Source organism: Mycoplana ramosa, from assembly GCF_041930185.1.
GTDB lineage: Bacteria > Pseudomonadota > Alphaproteobacteria > Rhizobiales > Rhizobiaceae > Mycoplana > Mycoplana ramosa.
In genome coordinates, this window is the sequence record NZ_JBHEEW010000005.1 from 185,242 (window position 1) to 207,383 (window position 22,142).

At 64.1% G+C, this 22,142-nt stretch carries 23 protein-coding genes and 1 pseudogene; 9 read left to right on the forward strand and 15 right to left on the reverse strand.

Going from position 1 to position 22,142, the window contains the following annotated elements; genetic code table 11:
• Positions 1–9 precede the first annotated feature (9 nt).
• Positions 10–1,708, reverse strand: a pseudogene (locus JNC62_RS08295) (5'-nucleotidase C-terminal domain-containing protein).
• A gap of 291 nt (positions 1,709–1,999) precedes the next feature.
• Here JNC62_RS08295 and JNC62_RS08300 point away from each other — a divergent pair.
• Complete coding sequence (locus JNC62_RS08300) at positions 2,000–2,752, forward strand: pseudouridine synthase (protein ID WP_374837721.1); 753 nt, start codon at positions 2,000–2,002, stop codon at positions 2,750–2,752.
• Positions 2,753–2,897: 145 nt separating this feature from the next.
• Here the strand turns inward: JNC62_RS08300 and omp10 are convergent, their stop codons facing one another.
• Both omp10 and JNC62_RS08310 read right to left on the reverse strand, forming a co-directional pair.
• The gene (gene omp10 / locus JNC62_RS08305) at positions 2,898–3,263 is read right to left on the reverse strand and encodes an outer membrane lipoprotein Omp10 (RefSeq protein ID WP_374837723.1); all 366 of its coding nucleotides are present in this window, start codon (positions 3,261–3,263) and stop codon (positions 2,898–2,900) included.
• A 174-nt stretch (positions 3,264–3,437) separates the two neighbouring features.
• Complete coding sequence (locus JNC62_RS08310; RefSeq protein ID WP_374837725.1) at positions 3,438–4,889, reverse strand: homospermidine synthase; 1,452 nt, start codon at positions 4,887–4,889, stop codon at positions 3,438–3,440.
• A gap of 292 nt (positions 4,890–5,181) precedes the next feature.
• Between JNC62_RS08310 and JNC62_RS08315 the strand changes: the two genes are divergently transcribed.
• A complete protein-coding gene (locus JNC62_RS08315) occupies positions 5,182–5,466 on the forward strand; it encodes a CopG family ribbon-helix-helix protein (RefSeq protein ID WP_374837727.1) in 285 nt (94 codons plus the stop codon).
• Entirely contained in the window at positions 5,463–5,756 is a 294-nt protein-coding gene (locus tag JNC62_RS08320) for a type II toxin-antitoxin system RelE/ParE family toxin (RefSeq protein ID WP_374837729.1), read from the forward strand. Before JNC62_RS08315 ends, JNC62_RS08320 begins: the two co-directional genes overlap by 4 nt.
• Positions 5,757–5,759: 3 nt before the next feature.
• Here JNC62_RS08320 and JNC62_RS08325 read toward each other — a convergent pair whose 3' ends face one another.
• From JNC62_RS08325 to JNC62_RS08335, 3 genes are read right to left on the reverse strand one after another with little or no spacing between them, the layout of a single operon-like run.
• Positions 5,760–6,509, reverse strand: a complete 750-nt coding sequence (locus JNC62_RS08325) for an aminotransferase class IV family protein (RefSeq protein ID WP_374837731.1) — start codon at positions 6,507–6,509, stop codon at positions 5,760–5,762.
• The gene (locus tag JNC62_RS08330) at positions 6,494–7,651 is read right to left on the reverse strand and encodes an aminodeoxychorismate synthase component I (protein WP_374837732.1); all 1,158 of its coding nucleotides are present in this window, start codon (positions 7,649–7,651) and stop codon (positions 6,494–6,496) included. Before JNC62_RS08330 ends, JNC62_RS08325 begins: the two co-directional genes overlap by 16 nt.
• A gap of 23 nt (positions 7,652–7,674) precedes the next feature.
• Entirely contained in the window at positions 7,675–9,528 is a 1,854-nt protein-coding gene (locus tag JNC62_RS08335) for a M3 family oligoendopeptidase (RefSeq protein ID WP_374837733.1), read from the reverse strand.
• A 153-nt stretch (positions 9,529–9,681) separates the two neighbouring features.
• Here JNC62_RS08335 and JNC62_RS08340 point away from each other — a divergent pair, with 153 nt between their 5' ends.
• Both JNC62_RS08340 and JNC62_RS08345 read left to right on the forward strand, forming a co-directional pair.
• Positions 9,682–11,220: a sigma-54-dependent transcriptional regulator gene (locus JNC62_RS08340; protein WP_374837734.1), complete on the forward strand. Its 1,539-nt coding sequence runs from the start codon at positions 9,682–9,684 to the stop codon at positions 11,218–11,220.
• A 181-nt stretch (positions 11,221–11,401) separates the two neighbouring features.
• On the forward strand, positions 11,402–13,246 hold the full coding sequence (locus tag JNC62_RS08345; RefSeq protein ID WP_374837736.1) for a peptidoglycan L,D-endopeptidase MepK: 1,845 nt from the start codon (positions 11,402–11,404) through the stop codon (positions 13,244–13,246).
• Positions 13,247–13,321: 75 nt separating this feature from the next.
• Here the strand turns inward: JNC62_RS08345 and JNC62_RS08350 are convergent, their stop codons facing one another.
• The 3 genes from JNC62_RS08350 to JNC62_RS08360 form a co-directional block, all read right to left on the reverse strand.
• Positions 13,322–13,588 (reverse strand): DUF2312 domain-containing protein, encoded by a 267-nt coding sequence (locus JNC62_RS08350; protein ID WP_097137244.1) that lies wholly within the window; start codon positions 13,586–13,588, stop codon positions 13,322–13,324.
• 123 nt (positions 13,589–13,711) lie between these two features.
• On the reverse strand, positions 13,712–14,014 hold the full coding sequence (locus JNC62_RS08355) for a DUF1244 domain-containing protein (RefSeq protein ID WP_374837738.1): 303 nt from the start codon (positions 14,012–14,014) through the stop codon (positions 13,712–13,714).
• A 77-nt stretch (positions 14,015–14,091) separates the two neighbouring features.
• Positions 14,092–14,889 (reverse strand): N-formylglutamate amidohydrolase, encoded by a 798-nt coding sequence (locus JNC62_RS08360; protein WP_374837739.1) that lies wholly within the window; start codon positions 14,887–14,889, stop codon positions 14,092–14,094.
• A gap of 254 nt (positions 14,890–15,143) precedes the next feature.
• Here JNC62_RS08360 and JNC62_RS08365 point away from each other — a divergent pair, with 254 nt between their 5' ends.
• Both JNC62_RS08365 and pyk read left to right on the forward strand, forming a co-directional pair.
• Positions 15,144–15,566, forward strand: a complete 423-nt coding sequence (locus tag JNC62_RS08365) for a DUF1036 domain-containing protein (protein WP_374837741.1) — start codon at positions 15,144–15,146, stop codon at positions 15,564–15,566.
• On the forward strand, positions 15,566–17,005 hold the full coding sequence (pyk, locus tag JNC62_RS08370; protein WP_374837743.1) for a pyruvate kinase: 1,440 nt from the start codon (positions 15,566–15,568) through the stop codon (positions 17,003–17,005). The genes JNC62_RS08365 and pyk overlap by 1 nt, the downstream gene beginning before the upstream one ends.
• 303 nt (positions 17,006–17,308) lie before the next feature.
• On the opposite strand, the gene JNC62_RS08375 is transcribed toward pyk, so the two are convergent.
• The 5 genes from JNC62_RS08375 to JNC62_RS08395 all read right to left on the reverse strand — a co-directional run bounded on the left by JNC62_RS08375 (position 17,309) and on the right by JNC62_RS08395 (position 20,060).
• A complete protein-coding gene (locus tag JNC62_RS08375) occupies positions 17,309–17,908 on the reverse strand; it encodes a tetratricopeptide repeat protein (protein ID WP_374837745.1) in 600 nt (199 codons plus the stop codon).
• A gap of 68 nt (positions 17,909–17,976) precedes the next feature.
• A complete protein-coding gene (gene ykgO, locus JNC62_RS08380; RefSeq protein ID WP_012709334.1) occupies positions 17,977–18,102 on the reverse strand; it encodes a type B 50S ribosomal protein L36 in 126 nt (41 codons plus the stop codon).
• A gap of 185 nt (positions 18,103–18,287) precedes the next feature.
• Positions 18,288–19,343: a 5-(carboxyamino)imidazole ribonucleotide synthase gene (locus tag JNC62_RS08385; RefSeq protein WP_374837747.1), complete on the reverse strand. Its 1,056-nt coding sequence runs from the start codon at positions 19,341–19,343 to the stop codon at positions 18,288–18,290.
• Positions 19,340–19,807 (reverse strand): 5-(carboxyamino)imidazole ribonucleotide mutase, encoded by a 468-nt coding sequence (purE, locus tag JNC62_RS08390; protein WP_374837914.1) that lies wholly within the window; start codon positions 19,805–19,807, stop codon positions 19,340–19,342. The genes JNC62_RS08385 and purE overlap by 4 nt, the downstream gene beginning before the upstream one ends.
• A gap of 49 nt (positions 19,808–19,856) precedes the next feature.
• Positions 19,857–20,060, reverse strand: a complete 204-nt coding sequence (locus JNC62_RS08395) for a YdcH family protein (protein ID WP_108003658.1) — start codon at positions 20,058–20,060, stop codon at positions 19,857–19,859.
• Positions 20,061–20,277: 217 nt separating this feature from the next.
• Here JNC62_RS08395 and JNC62_RS08400 point away from each other — a divergent pair, with 217 nt between their 5' ends.
• Positions 20,278–20,451: a YdcH family protein gene (locus tag JNC62_RS08400; protein WP_374837749.1), complete on the forward strand. Its 174-nt coding sequence runs from the start codon at positions 20,278–20,280 to the stop codon at positions 20,449–20,451.
• A gap of 156 nt (positions 20,452–20,607) precedes the next feature.
• Here the strand turns inward: JNC62_RS08400 and JNC62_RS08405 are convergent, their stop codons facing one another.
• Positions 20,608–21,378 (reverse strand): sulfite exporter TauE/SafE family protein, encoded by a 771-nt coding sequence (locus JNC62_RS08405; RefSeq protein ID WP_374837751.1) that lies wholly within the window; start codon positions 21,376–21,378, stop codon positions 20,608–20,610.
• Between the two features lie 102 nt (positions 21,379–21,480).
• Between JNC62_RS08405 and JNC62_RS08410 the strand changes: the two genes are divergently transcribed.
• Positions 21,481–22,134: a thiamine phosphate synthase gene (locus JNC62_RS08410; protein WP_374837753.1), complete on the forward strand. Its 654-nt coding sequence runs from the start codon at positions 21,481–21,483 to the stop codon at positions 22,132–22,134.
• Positions 22,135–22,142: the final 8 nt, after the last annotated feature.

The following is a 22,142-nucleotide window of genomic DNA, read 5'->3' on the forward strand; positions in this document are numbered from 1 at the left end:
AATTGTCCTTTATCGACCCGGCACCTGCAACTCGGATCCGATCTTGAGCGCACGGGGCTTCGGATTGCCGTTGGCCTCGGAGATCTTCCGCCAAAGGTGGCCTTCGCCATACGCCGACTTGGCAATGTCCCAGAGGGTGTCGCCGCGGACGACGACGTGCTTCGTCGCCTCGCCGGAGGCGGCGGGCTTGGCGGCCTGCGTCGCCGGCGTCGCGGTGTCGGGGGTGGGTGTGCCCGCAGCCGCATCCGTCGCCGTCACAGCCGCAGCCGCCACGGCCGTGATGCGCCCATCGGTAAAAGGCTTGTAGGGCCGATTGGCGGCCAGATAGTCCGCCACCACCTGATCGAGCGTTGGGCCGTAGTCGTAGGCGTTCGTCGCGGCGGTCGCAAAGATCCTGTAGCCGTCGCCGCCGGCGCGCATGTAGTTGTTCGAGGCGAGCGTGTAGACCTTGACCGGATCGAGCGGCACGAAGACGTCGCCATCCTTCATCTCGACGGAGACGACGCGGCTGCCCGCCGGCCTCGACCTGTCGAAGGAGAACTTCATGCCGGCGACCTGTGGGAAGCGGCCGGCGTTCTCCTCGATCTGGCTCAGGCCGTTCTCGAGCGCCGCCAGCAGGTCCGTGCCCTTCAGCTGGAAGGTGGAGACGGTGTTCTGGAACGGCAGCACCGTCACCACTTCACCGATCGAGACCGGGCCGCCGTCGATCGAGGCGCGCAGGCCGCCGCCATTGGTGATCGCGGCGGTCACGCCCTGGCCCCTGGTGCGGTCGACCAGTGCGTCGGCGACGAGGTTGCCCATCTGGCATTCGCCGGTCCGGCAGCGCTCCCGCGATCCGTCGATCGGCGCGGCGGTCTCGGCGACGATCTTCGTCTTCATTTCCTCGATCGGCCCGGCCAATTCCTTGACGCGGGCGACGACCGCCTCATCCGGCTTGAAGCTCGAACCGATCAGGATCGGATCGCCCTTGGCCTCCTTGACGACGCCCTGATCGTCGAACACGACCTTCAGGTTGCCGAGGTATTTCGTGTAGGCGCTGGCCTGGACGATCGGAACCTTGTAGCCGCCCGGGTTGTCGACCATGGTCGGGTAGGGGCCTTCGGCCTTCTCGTCGGTATTGGAAAGCAGGCTGTGCGAATGGCCGCCGACGACCACGTCGACGTCCGGGATCTTGGCGATGGCGGCAAGATCGCGCGGACTCGCCGCCGACCTCGAGCACGATGAACGGCTTGATCCGGTCGCCGAGCCTGGAGCTGGCGCCGGCAGCGACGTTCGCGGTCACCACCGGAAACTGCACCTTGTCGAGAAAGGCGGCCAGCCCGTCCTCGCTGTCGTCGAACTCGTGGTTGCCGACGGTCATCGCGTCGAACTTCATCAGGTTCAGAAATTCGGCTTCGGCCGCGCCCTTGTAGGTGGTGTAGAACAGCGAGCCCTGAAAATTGTCGCCGGCGTTCAAAAGCAGCACGTTCTTGCCGGAGAGTGCCTGCCGCTGCGCGTCGATCGCGGCCTTGAGGCGCGCGACGCCGCCGAAGCATTCGTTCTTGCTCTCCTCTTCCGCCGAGCAGGTCGAATCGAACTTGTTGATCGGCTCGATGCGCGAATGCAGGTCATTGATGTGCAGGATGTCGAGTTCGTAGTCTGCGAAGGCAGCGCCCGCGGAAAAGGCAATCAGGGAAGCGGCCAGCAGGCTGATGCGGACTGAAGTCATGAACATGTTCTCCCGGTCAGGCGGAACGCCCGCTCGATCCGTCATGGGTCGAGCGGTCTCGTCTTCTGCGCGAGCAGATGGTTCCATTGCATCCAAAGAACTTCAAGGGGGAAAGCGGCCGGTCGCGTGAAGGCTTGCGAAGACGGTTAAGGCGCGCAGGCGACGAGCGGGATGGCCGCACGCGCGGCCACTGACCGCAGCGCGCAATGGACGTGATTGGCGGATTCTGCTAGGTGCGCCCGCACAGGCGTCGGCACTGCGTGTCGACCTCGCAAAGCTGGAGCGACCGAATTGCCCGGTAAATTTCCCCGTAGCACCGGAAACGTCACCTTGCAGCGCGCGTTTTCGAAGCTCGGCATCTGCTCGCGCACGCAGGCGGAGGCCTTCATCGCGGCCGGCCGTGCTCGCGTCAACGGGCGCAAGGTGGTCGACCCGAACGCCTGGGTCGATCTGGCGCGGGACAGGATCGAACTGGATGGCAAGGCGCTTGAGGCCAATGACAAGGTCTATCTGGCGTTGAACAAGCCGCGCGGGCTGGTCACGACGCGATCCGATCCGGAAGGCCGTCCGACGGTGTTCGATTGCCTGAAGGACCTCAACCTGCCCTTCGTTTCGCCGGTCGGTCGACTGGACAAGGCGAGCGAGGGGCTGCTGCTCTTCACCAACGACACGGCGCTGGCCCAGCGCCTGCTCGACCCCGAGACGCATGTCGGCAAGCTCTACCACGTCCAGGTCCGCGGAATTCCATCCGAGGAGGACCTGCATCGCATGACATCCGGCGTCGTCCACCAGGGAGAGACGTTGCAGGCATCCGCTGTCCGCGTGCTGCGCTCGGGCGAAAAGAACTGCTGGCTGGAGGTCGAGCTCGACGAGGGCAAGAATCGGCAGATCCGGCGAATCCTGGAGGTCATCGGACTGGAGGTCCTGCGGCTGATCCGGGTGGCGATCGGCGACCTGGTCCTCGGCGACCTGCCGAAAGGCAGCGCGAGGCATCTCACGGCAGCGGAGCTCCGGGCGCTGCAGGCCCAAACGGGAATGAAATAGCCCTCTCCGCCTCAGATCTAGGCAATGCCGTGGAGTGCCCTCGGCCTGCGGAGGACGACGATCGTTCTACTGCCTTCGACCTGCGGCCCCTCGGAGGTCGCGGCGCGCCCGCGGGCAAAATTCCTGCCTGGCGCCCGAGCGCGCCTCAGCCCTGCCGGTTGAGCGTGAACTGGGCGCCCGAACCCGAGGTGCAGTTCAGCTGGCGCGGGGTGACGAGCGAGCAGTTGGCCTTCGAGGCGGACTTGGAAATGTTGGAGTAGAGGCTGATCTCGATCAGCCCGCCCGGCTGGGTGACATAGGTGCCGGTCGCCATCGTCGTGTTCGTGTCCGTCGTCTTCGTGGCAAACTGGCCCGCAGAGAAGGTCGAGATCAGTCCGTTCGCATCAACCCATGATCCTTCCACGCCCTGCGGCGCCTGCGCAATCGGCCGCACCGGCGCCCGGTCGTACGACTGGCACGAGGCGAGCGTAGCGCCAGCCGCAAGCAGGGAAGCAAAGATCAAGGGTTTCATGGGGTTCTCCATAGCCTTGCCCAACGATACGGCATTGAAAATGTTGCCAGACCATGCCGTGAACAGTCGGTGAATGCAAGAGAAAGGCGGCTTTGGCGACAGGTTATCCGTGCCAAAACGAAACGCCCGCGGCGCGCCGCGGGCGTTTCAGGCAGCGATCTTTGCCGCGGATTGTCAGCGGAACAGGACGTTGCGGAACTGCCACGGATCCTTGGTGTCGAGGTCCTCCGGAAACAGGCCGGGGCGGCCGTCGAGCGGGGTCCAGTCGGTGTAGTGGCCCTCGACGGGGCCGAGATAGGGCCGCTGCACTTCGAGGCAGCGCTGGTAGTCCATCTCGTCGGCCTCGACGATGCCGGCCTTCGGGTTTTCCAGCGCCCAGACCATGCCGGCGAGTACCGCCGAGGTCACCTGCAGGCCGGTGGCGTTCTGGTAGGGGGCAAGCTCGCGGGCCTCTTCCAGCGACAGGCGCGAGCCGTACCAGTAGGCGTTCTTGTCGTGGCCATAGAGCAGCACGCCGAGCTCGTCGACACCGTCGACCAGCTCGTTCTCGTCCAGCACATGGTGCACCGGCTGCGCATTGCCGCCGTTGCCGAACATCTCGTGCAGCGACAGCACCGCGTCGTTGGCCGGATGGTAGGCGTAGTGGCAGGTCGGCCGGTAGGTCACGTCGCCGTTCTTGTCGCGGACGGTGAAGAAATCGGCGATCGAGATCGACTCGTTGTGGGTGACGAGGAAGCCGTATTGCGGGCCCGGCGTCGGGCACCAGGTGCGCACGCGCGTGTTGGCACCCGGCTGCTCGAGGTAGATCCCTGCCTTGCAGCCCTTCTTGTGCTTCTTGGCGTTCTTCGGCATCCAGGTCTCATGGGTGCCCCAGCCGAGTTCGGCCGGCTGCAGGCCCTCGGAGATGAAGCCTTCCACCGACCAGGTGTTCCAGAAGGTGTCGAGCGGCTTCGGCGTCTTGGCGCGCTGGGTGTCGCGCTCGGCGATGTGGATGCCCTTGACCCCGACCTTCTTCATCAGCTTCGCCCAGCCTTCGCGATCGTCCTGCGCCGGCACCTCGTGCTTGACGCCGAGATCGCCCGCGAGGTTGACCAGCGCTTCCTTGACGAACCAGGAGACCATGCCGGGGTTGGCGCCGCAGGTGGAAACGGCCGTGGTGCCGCCCGGGTTCTTGGCCTTCTCCTTGCGCAGGGTCTCGCGAAGCGCGTAGTTGGTGCGATCCGCATTCTTCATGTTCTTGTCGAAATAGAAGCCGAGCCAGGGTTCGATGACCGTGTCGATGTAGAGCGCGTCGTGCTTGCGGCAAAACCGCATCAGGTCGACCGAGCCGGTATCGACCGAGACGTTGACGACGAATGCCTGTCCGCCGCCTTCGGAAATCAACGGCTTCAGCAGGTCCTTGTAGTTGTCCTTGGTGACGAACTCGGTGATGTGGCGAACGCCGTGGCGGGCGTAGAGCTCGTCGTCGGCTGCGTCCTTGCGCGGTTCGATAACGATCAGGCGGTTCTTGTCGTACTTGAAATGGCGCTCGATCAGCGGCAGCGTGCCGCGGCCGATGGAGCCGAAACCGATCATCACGACCGGGCCTGTGATCTCGCCGTAAACCGGGTAGGTCTTTTCTGCCATTTTCCTTCGATCTCCTTCGGGAGTGCGTGTCGCCAACAAGGTCAAGTCGCCCCGTTTCCGGCATGCAACTGCCTAGAGCACAGAATTCCGTCACAAAAAAGTGGGCACGAAGCTTCGCGCCTGAATTGTCAACCGGGGCCTCATCCCGAGTTGGCGCGTTCAGCGCGAGCGTCGAGCAGCCGCTTGCACTCCGCCTGCGGATCCATGAGCTCGGGTCCCCTTTCTTCGGGCGGCATTGCTGGCGGCGGGGCAATGTGTTATTTTGTATACATTGTCGCCAAAGGTAAACGCCATGTCTCAAAACGTTATTTCTCTGCGGGTTTCCGACGAGATGAAGGAGCGCTTGGACCAACTGGCCGCGGCGACGAAACGGCCGAGATCGTTTCTCGCCCAGGAGGCGCTGGCCGAGTATCTTGACAGGCACGGTTGGCAAATCGCCGCGATCGACGAGGCAGTCGAGGCCGCGAGCGATGGGCATTTCGCTTCTCACGAGGCAGTCGCCGATTGGCTGTCCAGTTGGGGTACAGAGGATGAGAAGATGCCGCCCGCGGTTCGCCCGATGAAATCCGCCCGATGAAGATCATCTGGTCGCGTCTTGCCGTTCGCGATCTAATCGCCATCAGAGCTTACATCGCCCAGCATAACCCGGATGCCGCCAACGGTGTCGCACGACGTATTCTCCATGGGGTCGAACTGTTGCAACAGCAGCCGCACCTTGGTCTTCCCACGCACCGCACCGACGTCCGGCGTCTGATAGTTGCCGGGACGGCCTATTCTATCCCCTACCGCGTTGAAGGTGGTGTGATCGAAATCCTGGCGGTCTTCGACGGCCGGCAGCGGGCGCCGCGAACGGACCTTGGCGGGTAGCGCCTATCCTGCCAGACGAGCGCGGATCAGGCTGCGCAGCGAATTTCCGACGAACAGGTCGCCGCTTAGCAGGTCTCCCGCTTGCAGGCGCTGTTCCGTCGCGCGGCCGGTTTCGAGCAGTTCCTCGCGCAACACGCCGGCCAGCAAGCCGCAGGCGAGCGGCGGCGTCTTCAGCACGCGGGAGCCGTCGTCGAGGTAGATGGTGGTGATCGTTCCCTCGCAGATCTCGCCGCGCTCGTTGAGCAGGATCACCTCGTCGGCCTCGGCGGGGGGAAACTCGGCGCGCGCCGCCTCGTACACGGCGCGGTGCGACGTCTTGTGGCGCAGCAGCGGATTGGCGGAAGAAAGCCGCGTCGTCGCGATCCGAACCGTCCAGACGGCGTCTGCGGCGAGCGCCACGAACGGCGCCGTCCTCACCTCGATCCGGCCGTCGGCGAACAGCTCGAGACGGACGCGCAGCGGGCAAGCCCCTCCCCCTTGTGGGGAGGGGTTGGGGAGGGGAGGTGGTGAAGACGTCGCGGGCGGTTGCCGCGAAGACCCCTCCCGGCCCTCCGGGCCACCCTCCCCACGAGGGGGAGGGTAGGACGCCGCGGCCGCCGTCTTCATCGCATCCGAAAGCGCGGCCTCGGCCCGCTCTGCCCCAAAAATCCCCAGCGCCGTCGCCGACCGCTGCAGCCGCGCCAGATGCCGCTCCAGCCGGACGAAGCCTGTTTCCGGCTGCCAGCGCAGCGTCTCGATCAGCGAGATATCCATTGGTCTCCCACCGCGAAGCGTGCCTTGAGCAGGCACTCCTCGTACTCGGCCTCGGCGTTCGAATCGTAGACGATGCCGCCGCCGACGTTGAAGACCGCCTCGCCGCCGTCGAAGAGCGACAGCGTGCGGATCGCCACGTTGAACTGCATGGTGCCGTCCGGAGCGATCAGGCCGATGGCGCCGCAATAGGCGTCGCGCGGGCCGGCCTCGAGATCGTGCAGGATCTCCATCGCCCGCATCTTCGGCGCGCCGGTGACCGAGCCGCAGGGAAAGAGCGCGGCGAAGATGTCGCGGATCGTCGTGCCCGGCACAAGCTTCGCCCGCACGTGGCTGACCATCTGGTGCACGGTCGGGTAGGTCTCGATCGCAAAGAGTTTCGCCACCTCCAGCGTGCCGACCTCGGTGACGCGCGAGATGTCGTTGCGCAAGAGGTCGACGATCATGCGGTTTTCCGCTTGGCTCTTCGGGTCGGCCAGCATCGCCGCCACGATCGCTTCGTCCTCAGCGGCGTTGGCGCCGCGCGGTGCGGTGCCCTTCATCGGATGCGTCTCGATCCAGCCGTCCCGGTCGATGCGGAAGAACAGTTCCGGTGAGCGTGACAGCAGGATCGGCCCGTCGAGCGAGACCAGCGCGCCGTACTTCACCGGCTGGCGCTCGATCAGCGACCAGAAGGCCGCCACCGGGTCGCCGTTCCAGCGGGCATGAATCGGCATCGTCAGGTTCGCCTGGTAGCAGTCGCCTTCGCGCAGGTGCCGGTGCAGCCGGTCGAAGCGCTGGCGATAGGCTTCCAGGTCCCAACCGGCCCTGGGCTCGGTGACGAAGGGTTCGTTTTCGACGCGCTGCCTCGGCGTCGCCAGCGGATGATCGTCGCCCGGCGCGTCGAAGATGCCGAAGCTCATCAACGGCGTTTCGCGGCCGTTGAGCGCAAACGGCGCGAGTTTCTTCTCGAACAGATGCCCGGCCTCGTAGCTGATGAAGCCGGCGATCCATTGTCCGGCATCATGCGCTGCCTGAAGCGTCCTGAACGCCGGCTCAAAATCCGCGCGCTTGCGTACCGTGACCATCCGGGAGGGGTCGGCGAAGACCGTGGTCCGGTCCTCGCGGTCGTCCCGCAGGAGCACATAGCGTTGGCGATCGGTCATTTCATCGGTTCTCGGCAGAGTATTCAAGCAGCCTTATCAAGCGCCTCAAGCTCGTCGATGAGCCCCTCGATCATCGACAGGCCCTTGCTCCAGAACGACGGATCGGCGGCATTGAGGCCGAACGGCCGCAGCAACTCGGAATGGTGCTTGGTGCCGCCGGCCTTCAGCATCTCGAAGTACTTCTCCTGGAAGCCGCTTTCGGCCTGCTGGTAGACGGCATAGAGCGAGTTCACCAGGCAGTCGCCGAAGGCATAGGCGTAGACGTAGAAGGGTGAATGGATGAAGTGGGGGATATAGGCCCAGTAGGTCTCGTAGCCCTCGGAGATACGGATCGCCGGACCGAGGCTTTCCGACTGCACTGAGAGCCAGAGTTCACCGATCTGCTCGGCGGTCAGTTCGCCCTCTTTCCGGGCCGTGTGCACCTTGCGTTCGAATTCGTAGAAGGCGATCTGGCGCACGACCGTGTTGATCATGTCCTCGACCTTCTGCGCGAGCATCGCCTTGCGCTCGCGCTTGTCCTTGGTCTGGTCGAGCAGGCTGCGGAAGGTCAGCATCTCGCCGAAGACCGACGCCGTCTCGGCGAGCGTCAGCGGCGTCGAGGCCATCAGCGCGCCCTGGCCGCCGGCCAGCACCTGGTGGACGCCGTGGCCGAGCTCGTGCGCCAGCGTCATCACGTCGCGCGGTTTGCCCATGTAGTTGACCAGGACATAGGGATGGGCCGAGGGCACGGTCGGATGCGCAAACGCGCCCGGCGCCTTGCCGGGGCGCACCGGCGCGTCGATCCAGTTCTCGTCGAAGAAGCGGCCGGCGATCGCCGCCATCTCCGGGGCGAAGGCCCGATAGGCCGATAGCACGGTGTCCTTGGCGTCGCTCCAGGGGATCAGCGCGTTCGGCGTTTCCGGCAGCGGCGCGTTGCGGTCCCAGAACTCCATCTGTTCCATTCCGAGCCATTTCGCCTTCATGGAATAGTACCGGTGCGACAGGCGCGGATAGGCCTCCCGCACGGCCGCGGCGAGCGCATCGACGACTTCCCGCTCGACGCGGTTGGCGAGATGCCGGCTGTCGGCGATATCCTCAAAGCTGCGCCAGCGGTCGGAGATCTCCTTGTCCTTGGCGAGCGTGTTGGTGATCAGCGTGAAGGTGCGGATGTTCTCCCTGAAGGTCTTGGCCAGCGCCATCGCCGCCTTCTTGCGGGTCTCGCTTTTGGCATCCTGCAGCAGATTCAGCGCCACCTCGAGCGACACCTCCTCGCCGTCAATGGTGTAGCGCAGCGAAGCCATCGTCTCGTCGAACAGCCGGTTCCAGGCCGCAGCCCCGGTCATCGATTTTTCCAGGAAGAGCTGCTCGGTGCGGTCGTCGAGCTGGTGCGGCTTATCCTTGCGCAGGTCCTCGATCCACGGGCGGTAGTGGGCGGCGAGCACGTCACGCTCCAGGCTCTCGGCGAGGCGCCTGTCGTCTACCCTGTTCATTTCCAAGGGAAAAAACAGAAGGTGCGCGGAAATGTCGGTGATCTTCGCCTGCACATCGCCATAGAGCTTGCCGTTAGCCGGATCGGTCGTGTCGGAGAAGTAGGTAAGGCCCGCGAAGGAGGCAATGCGGCCGAGCAGATCTTCCAGCGCCTCGTATTCCTTGACCGCCGCGCCGATCCCCTCCGCACCCGACTTGGCCGCGGCCTCTGCGAGCTTGCCCTTCCACCGGGCCTCGAAGGCCAATGCATCCGTCATGCCCCTTTCCAGATCCGCGCGAAACTCCGGCGCGGTCGAAGAGGCGTAGAGGTCGGCGAGGTTCCAGCTGGGCAAGTCGCCGAGGTCGCCGGCAAGGGCGCCGGCGGTTGCTGTGGCATGGTGAATTGCGGGCGAAACGTTCAAAGCGGACATTGGAAGCCTCGTGGGTGATTGCGGCGCTCTTGCTTGCGTCGCCATTGGTTAAAATGCAAGCCTTTCTCAAAACGGCATGTTCAACCCTTCGTGCCAAGGTCCAACGGTATTGTTGTGCCAACACTGCGCATGACGCGCGGCGAGGAGGTTTCAATGGCGGCCCACATTCTTGTCATCGATGATGATCCTGTCCAGCGCAGGCTTCTGAAGAACATGATCGAGCGCAACGGCCATGTGGCGCACGTTGCCGAGAATGGCCGCGCCGGCCTGGAAGTCCTCGACCGAAAGGGCGGTCTGATCAGTGTGATCCTGCTCGACCTGATGATGCCGGAAATGAACGGCACGGCCTTTCTTGCCGCACTCGCCGAGCGCGAGAGCACGATACCGGTGATCGTGCAGACGGGGCAGGGCGGGCTGGAAACCGTGGTGACCGCGATGCGTGCCGGTGCGTTCGACTTCGTCGTCAAGCCGGTTTCGCCCGAAAGGCTCGGTGTTGCGATCGAAAACGCCCTGAAGCTGGAGCAGCGCGACCCGCATGGCCGCCCGGGCCGCCGCAACCGCAGCGAGGCCGTGCAGTTCGACGACATCGTGTCGGCCAGCCCGGAGATGCTGCGCGTCATCGATCTGGCCCGCCGGGCGGCCCAGTCGAACATTCCCGTCGTCATCGAGGGCGAATCCGGCGTCGGCAAGGAGATGGTCGCGCGCGCCATCCAGGCGGCGAGCGACCGGGCCCACAAGCCCTTCGTCACCGTCAACTGCGGCGCGATCCCGCACAACCTGGTGGAAAGCATCCTGTTCGGCCACGAAAAGGGGGCCTTCACCGGCGCAGTCGAGCGGCATATCGGCAAGTTTGCCGAGGCGGACGGCGGAACGATCTTTCTCGACGAGATCGGCGACCTGCCGCTGGAGGTCCAGGTCAAGCTGCTGCGCGCGGTGCAGCAAGGCGAGATCGAGACGGTCGGCGCCCGCGCGCCGCAGAAGGTCAATGTCCGGCTGATTTCGGCCACGAACAAGGACCTCATCACCGAGGTGAAGGAGGGGCGGTTCCGCGAAGACCTCTACTATCGCCTGAACGTCTTTCCGATCACCATTCCGGCGCTGCGCCGGCGCAAGGAGGACATTCCGGTTCTCGTGCGCTCGTTTGTCGAACGCTTTGCCGGCGAGCAGAAGCTCGCCACGCCGCTGACGCTTTCCCCTGCCGCCATTGCGCTTTTGACCGCCTTCGATTGGCCGGGCAACATCCGCCAGTTGGAGAACGCGATCTTCCGGGCGGTCGTGCTTGCGCAGGGGCCGGAGCTCCAGGCATCCGATTTCCCGCAAATTGCTACGCAGGTTCCCGGCTACACACTGACTGAATCGGGTAGCGTGACCTGGGAAGCAGCCACCGCACCGGTCTCCGCCAGGGCCGCGGACGTCGAAATGCCTTCGGTCTATCCCGACTTCCGGCCGCGCGAGGCGTCCGAATCACTGCCGCCTGCCGCTGGCGAGAACACGATTTCCAGCGTGGACCGGGGCGGGCAAGTGAGAAAGCTTGCCGATGTCGAGGAAGAGTTGATCCGCTTTGCATTGAAGTTCTATCGCGGCCAGATGAGCCAGGTCGCCCGAAAGCTGGGCATCGGCAGGTCGACGCTTTATCGAAAGCTGAAGGACTATGGTATCGATCCCGAGAATCCCCTGAAGGAAGCCGCCTGATTTCGGTTGATTTCTCAAGCCTCTCGTGTTTTTCCCGTTGCCGTTCACCCCTTATTAGTGGATCGTTCACTATATTTGGGGAGTATTGGAGACTGTGGCGAATTTGCCATGCTGTTACCGCAATTGGTCGTCATCTGGCTTTTCAGGGACGCACCTATTGTCCGGCAGGACGGGGATAGAGTTGGCAGACATAATTGGATCGATGACGCTCCGGGGAGCCAGCGCACTTGCCATGTGCAAAGCGGCGCTCGACAAGGCCCCCAGGATTTTGACCATCGCCGCCATGGCCGCTTCGCTCGTCGTTCCGGCTTTGGTTCCGTCGGCAACCGATGCCGCCTCCGGTACGCGCTCGCTGAAGCTTTACTTCGTCCACACCAATGAAAAGGCGGAGATCACCTTCAAGCGCAACGGGCGCTACGACCAGAAGGGCCTCCAGCAACTCAACCGTTTCCTGCGCGATTGGCGCCGCAACGAACCGACGAAGATGGATCCACGCCTCTTCGACCTCGTCTGGGAGGTCTACCAGAAGAGCGGCTCGCGCGGCTACATCCATGTCGTCTCCGCCTATCGCTCGCCGGCAACGAACTCGATGCTGCGTTCGCGTTCCAAGGGTGTGGCCAAGAAAAGCCAGCATATGCTCGGCAAGGCGATGGACTTCTACATTCCGGACGTGAAGCTGAAGACGCTGCGCGAGATCGGCATGAAGTTCGAGGTCGGCGGCGTCGGCTACTATCCAACCTCCGGCTCGCCCTTTATCCACATGGATGTCGGCAGCGTGCGCGCCTGGCCGCGCATGAGCCGCCAGGAACTTGTGTCGCTCTTCCCGGACGGCAAGACGATGCACCTGCCCGCGGACGGCAAGCCGCTGCCGGGCTATCAGCAGGCAGTCGCCGATTATAAGCGCCGCGTGGGGGCCGACGCAGTCCAGGTCGCCGGCGGCGGCTCTCCGGACAAGGCGGGTTCCGGCAGGAAGCGGAACCTCCTTGCAGCTCTCTTCGGCGGAGGCGGGGACGAGGACGAAGAACCCACGGCTATTGCCAGCGCCGAGCCGCTGGAGGCGGTCGCCCCGGCTGCGCGTCCCGCGGCAGGTGCCGGCAGCGCACTGCCCGGCATCGCGTCCAGCCAGCCGAGCGACGTGACGCCTGAAGCAAGACCGGTCGTCACCGAAACGGAGATTGCCGAGCTGAATGCTCCCGTCCCGCTCGTTCGTCCGGCGTTCAGGGATAATTCCGCGGCCGCCACCGAACTGGCGCTCGTGTCGCCGGCAACGAACAATGCGGCGGAAGCCCTCAATGCTGCAACGGTCTTGGGCCAGGATCAGGCCGGCGAATATGCCGATCTTGGCGGCTACAAGATCCCCGTACCGGAACTGCTCGGCAAGCGGACCATGCCCGGCGAGGCACAGGAAAGCTTGATGGCGGCTGTTGCGATGGACGACGAGGATTTCGGGATCGTTCCGGTTCCGGGTATGCGGCCGGGTGACGATGCCGCCCTGATGGCCATTGCCCAGGCCGATGTCGGTGTGCCGAGCCAGGATGGCGCCAGCAATGTTGCGGCCGTCGCCGAGGCTGAACACGACGACGGCTTGACGGCGGAAGCAGCGACCCGCGTCGCGCTCGCCGCGCCGAGCGATGACAACCTTGACGAAGCCGGCCCGATCGAACTGGCGGCTCTCGTTCCCGCGCGGGATGCCTTGACCGCTTTCGATGTCGCCCCCAGCGACGTTCCGACAAAGGGCGCGCGCCCGAAGAAGAGGGATGCCGATGCCGCGGCCCGCGGCGCAATCCGCACGGAACCGAAGCTGAACGACAAGATCATCTCCCGGTGGGCGCTGACGCAAGGACGCGTCGCCACCCTGACCAAGCCGGTCAAGGCGCCGCGGTTCGTCAGTCAGAAGCTGCGAGCGGCCCCGACCACCGTTTACATGGCCGGGTTCCAGCAGGAAACGGCCGCGATCGATCCGGCTCGGTTCAGTGGCAGCGCCGTCAATTTCCTGGAAGTGCGCAAGTTCTCCGATACGAACTGACCATTTGCAGCAAGCAGTCAAAGAAAACCCGCGAAACCTGGTTTCGCGGGTTTTCCATCGGCGGGTCGGTATGCCTTACTCGGCGTCCGGCGGCAGCTCGATCATGCCGAGCGCCTGCAGATAGGTGTCGAGGATCGCTTCCTGCTCCATGCGCTCGTCCTTGTCCTGCTTGCGGATCTGGATGACCTTGCGCAGGATCTTGGTGTCGAAGCCCACACCCTTGGCCTCGCCGTAGACATCCTTGATGTCGTCGGCGATGGTCTTCTTTTCTTCTTCCAGGCGCTCGATCCGCTCGATGAAGGCACGAAGCTGGTCGCGGGCGACGCCGTGAGCATCGGACATGGTCTTCTCCTCGTTGGGGGAATGGATGAAATCTGATGGCGTGATCTGCCGCGAAGTTCGGGCGAGATCAAGCCCCGCAAGCGGCGCGGCGGCGATTTTCGCCGCTTATACCAGTTTCCCCCACTATTCCTTGGGTCGGCTGATTTCGAAGGCCGCCAACTGTTCGGTGCTGGCTTCCTTCTGGTGCAGCGTCCGCCAGGCGTCGTAGGGCATGCCGTAGACGAGTTCACGCGACTGCTCCTTGTCCATCGCCACGCCGGCCTCGTTCGCGGCCTCGCGGTACCAATTGGACAGGCAGTTGCGGCAGAAACCGGCAAGGTTCATCAGGTCGATATTCTGCACGTCGCTGCGTTCGCGCAGATGGGCGAGCAGCCGCCGGAAAGCCGCCGCCTCGAAGGCCACGCGTTGTTCATCGCTCAGTTCCATCGTCTCGTCTCCTCTGGCCGGGGATCGATGCCGCCAATGCGGATATCGGTCGCCGCGCCCGTTTACCTTCGATCCGGTCAGTAAGGCCCGGTTCGGGAAGGGAATGTCTGATAGGTGTGCAGGCTCCCGTTGGCGTTCAACTCGGCAAGGATGGGCGCTAGCCGGGCAGCCCAAAGCGCGATGCCGGCCTCGTCTCCAATCTCGTCCTGCCGCACCTCGATCAGCGCATGCGGGATGCCGGCGGTCATGCAGTGCCGAAACATCGTGTCGCCGCGCAAGGCGCCGTCGTAGGGCTCGTTGTCGGCGGTGACCACGCCCGGAATGCCGCCAAGGGCGGCGAGCAGCGGACGGACCGCACGGTCGTCGCTGTCCCAGAGCACGGTGATGTGCCAGGGGCGTGACACCCCCTTCCAGGTCGGCGTGAACGAATGCAGCGAGATGACGAGCGGGGCCTTGCCGGTCGCAGCGGCCACATTGCCGATCACCTGCGACACGGCGCCATGGTAGGGCCGGTGATAGGTCTCCAGCCGATGGCGCCACTCCTCCTGTGAAATCGGATGGTTGCCGGGAATGATCGCCCCGTCCGAAATGCGCATGATGAGCGTCGGATCGTCCTCGCCGCGGTTGGGATCGATCAGGAGACGGGAAAACCGGCTGAGCACGGCCGGCACACCAAGCCGGGCGGCGAGGCTGCGGGTCAGGCCCTCGATCCCGATGTCGTAGGCGATGTGGCGGGCAAACGCGCTCTCGGGCAGGCCCAGCCGGCCGTATTCGGCTGGCAAGTGGTTCGTCGCATGGTCGGCGAGGAGAACGAGGCCAATGTGCGAATCGCCGTCGATGATCTCAAAGGGACTGTCGTTCAATTGCTCGGCCATGCAAACTCGTGGGGTGCGTGGAATGCTGCTCGGCTTGATGACACGCCAGGCGGACGATCGCAAGTCGGCCGCCAGCCGCAACGCATCGGACAGCAGGGTGGACGGACTGGCCGGTGTAATCGATTAGAGTTGCGTTGACATTCGTTCTCCGCCGTCGCAAGAAAGCGCGTGACCAAATCAACGGAGTTCCATTGGAAGCCGTGTCAGCTCAATCTCGCCCCCACCGCCTCCGCCCGGGAACCGGGCTTTCTCTGATGGGCCTTTTCGCCGCCGTTGCCTTTTTTTCGCTCGCTGCGCCCGGCTCGGCGCGGGCTGATTTCCGCGTGTGCAACGGCACTCAAAACCTTGTCGGCGTCGCGATCGGCTACCGCGCATCGGAGGGTTGGATCACCGAGGGGTGGTGGCAGGTTCCGGCTACGACCTGCGCCACGCTGATCGAAGGCGAGCTGCAGTCGCGCTACTATTATCTCTATGCGGAAGACGCGGCGCGCGGCGGCCGCTGGACCGGCGACGTCAACATGTGCGTCGCAGAGAACGAGTTCAAGATCACCGGCGTAAACGACTGCTTTGCCCGCGGCTTCCAGCGCATGGGCTTCAAGGAGTACGACACCGGCCGCCAGGGCAGCTGGATGGTTCAGCTCTCCGATACGCCAGGGACGCAAGAAAGCCAGAATTGATGAAGCGGAATAGAAAAGTAAAGATCCTCGCGACGCTCGGACCGGCTTCCGCCGAGGAAGAGATGATCCAGAAGCTGCACGAAGCGGGGGCCGATCTTTTCCGCATCAACATGAGCCACGCCAGCCACGACCTGATGCGTACGCTGATCAGCCGCATCCGGTCCGTGGAAGCGCGCTGCGGCCGGCCGATCGGCATCCTGGCGGACCTGCAGGGCCCGAAGCTGCGTGTCGGCAGGTTCAAGGACGGCAAGGCCGACCTCGTCGCCGGCCAGACCTTCACGCTCGACGGCAACGAGGAACTTGGCGACAGCCAGCGCGTCTTCCTGCCGCATCCGGAAATCCTCCAGGCGGTCAAGCCGGGCCATCGCCTGCTGATCGATGACGGCAAGCTGCATCTGCGCGCCGAGCAGGCGGACGGCAAGAAGATCGTCTGCACCGTGATCGCCGGCACGAAGATCTCCGACCGCAAGGGCGTCAGCCTGCCCGATACGCTCCTGCCCGTCGGTGCGCTGACCGAGAAGGACCGCGCCGATCTCGATGCGGTGCTGTCGACTGGCAGCGTCGACTGGGTGGCGCTCTCCTTCATCCAGCGCCCCGAGGATCTGGCCGAGGTGCGCAAGGTGGCGCGCGGTCGCGTCGGCCTGATGTCGAAGATCGAAAAGCCGCAGGCGATCGAGCGTATCAACGAGATCATCGAACTGTCTGACGCGCTGATGGTCGCCCGCGGCGACCTCGGCGTCGAGATGCCGCTGGAAGCAGTGCCCGGCCTGCAGAAGCAATTGACGCGCGCCTGCCGGCGTGCGGGCAAGCCGGTGGTCGTTGCAACGCAGATGCTCGAATCGATGATCTCCTCGCCGGTTCCGACCCGCGCCGAGGTCTCCGACGTCGCCACCGCCGTCTTCGAGGGCGCCGACGCGGTCATGCTGTCGGCCGAATCCGCGTCCGGCGAATACCCGGTAGAGGCGGTGTCGACCATGGCCTCGATCGCCAGCAAGGTCGAGCGCGACCCGAACTATCCGGGCATCATCAATGCCCAGCGCACCCCGCCCGAGGCCACCGGCGCGGATGCGATCTCGCTTGCCGCCCGCCAGATCGCCGAGACGCTGAACCTGACGGCCATCGTCTGCTACACCTCGTCAGGCACAACCGGGCTGCGCGCCGCTCGCGAGCGGCCCGAGGTGCCGGTGCTGGCTTTGTCGCCGATCATCGAGACGGCACGGCGCCTGTCGGTGGTCTGGGGGCTGCATTGCGTCGTCACGGGCGACGCCGAGAGCCTCGACGACATGGTCAACCGTGCCTGTCGGATTGTGGTCAGCGAGGGCGTCGGCAAGCCCGGCGACCGCATCATCATCTCCGCCGGCGTGCCGCTCGGGACACCGGGCGCGACGAACATGCTGCGCATCGCCTATATCGGCTCGGACGGCGCCAGCGGCGTCTGAAGGGTGGGCCCGGCCCGCCCCAGACTGCTGGCTGCCTTTCAACGCCTCTTCGTATCTGCGAGCAGTATCCAAACACTCCGTCCATGCCGGACTTGATCCGGCATCCAGCGCGCTCAAGTCCTTGAGCGCAGAAAACTCATTCGCGCCGCGGACGCGGTGCAGCTGGACCCCGGATCAAGTCCGGGGTGACGGAAGCAGGGCTGTTTGCGAAGATGACGGTTTGTCAGCAGGGCTCGGCCCGACTTTCCGATTCTTTGAGCTTACACTTCACCGGGAGAGCGGAGAGGCCCCGGCTTTCGAGGCTCAGGTCCGTTTTCCCGCCAGCTTCTCGGCGATTTCGCCGAGCGCCTTCTGGGCGCGCCGTTCGGAGGGGTAGACGTCGAGGAAGCGCTGCCACGCTTCCAACGCCAATTCGTCGCGGCCGTAACTCGTCAGGATCATCGCCATGCCGGCGATGGCGCCGAAATGGCGCGGCTCGATTGCCAGCACACGATTGATGTCGGACATCGACTTACGGTAGTTGCCGAGCTTGTAGTTCAAGGTGGCGCGCTGGTTCCACCCCTCGACATAGCCGGGCGCAAGCTGGATGACCTCATCCAGATAGTCGAGAGCGGCGGGGTCCTTGTCCTCGGTCATGGCCTTGTCGGCCTGCTGCATCAGGAAATTGACGGTGGGGCTGCCGGACTCGCGCCATTCCACCCGGATGCTGTCGGAGATCAGCTTCGCCTTGTCCGGATCCCGTTCGCGCTTCAGTTCGGCAAACAGGACGTTGAGACGTTCGGCAGGCGTTGTGAGCGCCGGTTCGTTCTGGGTGGTCGCAGCCGCCTGATCGTCCTGCGCGAAGGCGACTCCGGGCAACGGGACAAGCAACGACAGGGCGGCACAAACAACGTAAAAGCGCATGCCGTTATGCTAAACCGCATGCGCTTGAAAGCAAACTGCTATCTTTCGACAGGCCAGTACGCCTGCACTCAGCCCTGGCGGGCCTTGAAGCGCGGGTTCGACTTGTTGATGATGTAGACGCGACCCTTGCGACGAACCAGGCGGTTCTCACGGTGGCGGGTCTTGAGCGACTTGAGCGAATTCTTGATCTTCATGTTTCTGATCCGCGATGCTGGGGAGGAAACGAATCCGCCCGGAAAGGTCAATTAAAAACGCGCCGTTTCGGGCGCGCTCTCAGGTTGGCGTTCGTGTAACCGTTCATCCGATCGCTGTCAACCGTTTCACGGGTATTTTGGCTTCTGCGCATCGCGATTTCCACGGCGGGCGAAGCGCATTTTTCTCAGCGCAGCGCCGTCACATGGCCCATCTTGCGGCCGGGGCGCGACTCGCGCTTGCCGTAGAGGTGCACAAGCGCGTCGGGTGTCTTCAGCCAGGCAGGGACGGTCTCGATGTCGTCGCCGATCAGGTTCTGCATCACGCAATCGGAGTGGCGGCGGCCGTCGCCGAGCGGCAGGCCCGCGACGGCACGGATGTGCTGTTCGAACTGCGAGACCACGCAGGCCGCCTCCGTCCAGTGACCGGAATTGTGCACGCGTGGTGCCATCTCGTTCGCAACGAGTTGGCCATCGCCAAGCACGAAGAACTCGACGCCGACGACGCCGACGTAATCGAGCCGATCGAGGATGGCACGCGCGGCCCGCCGTGCCTGGTCGGCTGTCGCCTCATGGATGGCGGCCGGCACCGTGGAGGTGTGCAGAATGCCGTTGCGATGGACATTCTCGGCCGGATCGTAGCAGACGATCGTGCCGTCCTGGGCGCGGGCGGCAATGATCGAGATCTCGCGTTCGAAAGCGATCAGGCCTTCGAGGATGAGCGGCACGGAACCGAGCGCCTCAAAGGCGCCTTGTCTGTCCTCGGCCGGCGAGCGGAACATCCTTTGTCCCTTGCCGTCATAACCCAGGCGCCGGGTCTTCAGCACGCCGATGCCGCCGAAGGAATCAAGCGCCGCTTCCAGGTCCGCCTGGCTGTCGACCGCCGCGAATGGGGCCGTTGCGATCCCGCATTCGTTGATGAAGCGCTTCTCCGCCAGACGGTCCTGCGAGACCTCCAGCGCCTTCGGCGGTGGCAACACCGGCACCGACCGAACCAGGAGCTCGGCGGCCGCAACCGGCACGTTCTCGAACTCGTAGGTGACGACGTCGCTGCGCTGGGCAAGCTCATCGAGCGCCGCAAGATCGTCATAGGCTGCGACGATCTGGGCATTGGCCACTTGCGCGGCCGGGCAGTCGGCCTGTGGTTCGAGAATGATTGTGCGGAGGCTCAGCCGCGCGGCGGCCATGGCAAGCATGCGGCCGAGTTGTCCGCCGCCGATGATTCCGATCGTGCTGACGCTCATAGCGGACCGTCCACCGGGTAGTCCGCCACCGAGGCGCTCTGGTTCTCGCGCCACTCGTCAAGCCGAAGTGCGAGCTCCGGATCCGACAGGGCAAGGACGGCGGTTGCGAGCAGGGCCGCATTGACGGCGCCGGCCTTGCCGATGGCAAGCGTGCCGACCGGGATGCCGGCGGGCATCTGCACGATGGACAGAAGGCTGTCCTGGCCGGACAGCGCCTTGGACTGGACGGGCACGCCGAAGACCGGCAGCGAGGTCATCGCGGCGATCATGCCGGGCAGATGCGCAGCGCCGCCGGCACCGGCGATGATCACCTTGAAGCCATCGGGGCGCGCATTCTTGGCAAACTGGTACAACCGATCCGGGGTGCGGTGGGCGGAGACGATACGTGCCTCGTAGTCCACTTCCAGCGCATCCAGCGTGTCGGCGGCGTTCTTCATCGTCTCCCAGTCGGATTGGCTGCCCATGACGATGGCGACGGGGGGCGTTTGCGGTGCTTTCACTGCGCTTTCCGTTTCAGGCGATGATATCGGGAATAATCTGGTCCTCGATCTTGGAGATCCGGTCCTTGATCACGAGCTTCTTCTTCTTCATTCGCTGCACTCGCAAGGCGTCGCAGCCAACCTGGATCATGGCATTGATAGCGGCGTCATAATCCTCGTGTTCCTGGCGCAGCCGGGCTATTGCCAATCGCAGTTCCGCCTGTTCCTGGTCTGCCATGCTTTCATTCCCCATCCCTTCACGATGGCGATTTGTGCGCCATTCGCGTTCAGCAAGATCGCTGCTCCTATCACGAAATGAGGGCCTACGGGAAGTTATACTCAGCGACCTTTTCGCCTTCGACAAATGAAAAATGGCATGGCAAACTCCGGCTGTTGCAACCTGGACACCAGACGCGCAAGCGTCCGGGTGCGAACAAAATGGAAGGAACTGTCACATGTCGATTGAGGCTCACCTTGCCACGCTTGAAAAGAAGCACTTCGCTCTTGAAGAAGAGCTTCACGAAGCGATGAACCGCCCGTCTGCCGAAGACGAGATTATCGCCGACATCAAGCGACGGAAGCTGCGCATCAAGGACGAGATCGAGAGGCTTCGCTCGTCAACGAATTGATTGGACAGAGTTTTCCAAGAAGGAGTCAAATTGGGGTGGCCCCGCCCCGTCATCGCGAACCATGACAAAGGCGGATCAACAGGGCCGTGAAAGGCCGATTTCGATATCCCGGTTGCCGAACGGCAGCCGGGATATTTCGTCTGTGTGACGACGACTTCAAACCAGTGAAGCAAGTCCGTCATAGGCAAGTTTGAGGCCGGCCATCAGGGCCATCGTATACATGAAAGGATAGAACACCTCGGTCTTCATGCGCTTGACCAGGTAACCGCCGGCGGCGGTCGCAACCATGGCAAGGGGCGCAAGGGTTGCGGAGATTGTAAGGTTGGTTTTGTCGAGCTGTCCGAGCGCGAAATAGGGGATGAGCTTCACCGCATTCAGGATGGCGAAATAGCGCACGATCGCGCCCGTGTAGTCGCGCGGCGGAAGCTTCAACGGCAGGGCATAGACCTGGAACGGCGCGCCGCCGGCATGTGCAACAAAGCTGCCGTAACCGGCGAGCATGCCGAAAAAGGCGGCCGGACCGACCCGCTGCGATTTCGGCGGAATGACGATGCCGTGCCGCAGCCGCCACTGGCCGTAGAAGTAGCGCAGAGCAAAAAAGATGGTGATCGCGCCGATGATCAGGCGCAGCGCGTCGCGTGGAACATAGGCGGACGTCGCCCAGCCGAGTGCGATCCCGACGATGCCGCCCGGCAGCAGGAACTGGAGCGTGCGGCGGTCGTTGTGCCGGCGCCACATCCACAGCGAGACGATGTCGCTGATGACGAGGAGCGGCAGGAACACCGCAGCCGCTTGCACCGGCGGAACCGCCATGGCAAGGATGGGCACGCCCATCAGCGCCAGCGCCTCGCCCATCCCGCCTTTGGCAAGCCCGACGAGGATGACGGCGGGAACGGCGACAAGATAGATGCTGGGGTCGATGGACATGCGAGCGATTGATCCATTGGTGCAACCGGTCTATCGGCTTTGGCAGGGCATTGCGAGAGGGGCTGTGCTCTCCGAAGACAATTCTGACGAAATGGATGTTCGATGACTGGAACCGAAAACCGCTGCCGCCTCATGCTGATCCTGCCTGAAGGAGAGGACATCGACGCGCGCCGGGTGATGCTGGAGGATGCGCTACGCGGTGGTGACGTCGCCTCGGTGGTTCTGCCCCAATATGGGTTGGAGGACGGCGTCTTCCAGAAGCATGCCGAGGCGTTGGTGCCGGTGATCCAGAAGGCGGGTGCTGCGGCCCTGATCGCGGGGGACACGCGCGTTGCCGGACGCGCCAAGGCCGATGGCATTCACGTTACCGGCGGGCTCGAGGCGATGGCGGAAGCGATGGGGAACTATTCGCCGAAACTGATCGTCGGTGGCGGCAACGCCAAGGACCGGCACGTCGCGCTGGAAATTGGCGACCTCGCACCGGACTATATCTTCTTTGGAAAGATCGGCGGCGACATCAAGCCGGAGCCGCATTCCAAGAATCTTGCGCTGGCCGAGTGGTGGGCCTCCATGGTCGAGGTTCCATGCGTCGTCATGGGGGGCACCGATCCGCAATCGGCGCTCGCGGTGGCGGAAACCGGAGCCGAGTTCGTCGCGCTTTGCCAGGCCGTGTTCGCCGAGCCCCGGAATGCCGCCCAGGTTGTTGCCTCAGTCAATGCGCTTCTCGACGAAAAAGCGCCACGGTTCGAGGATTAAAGCAACCG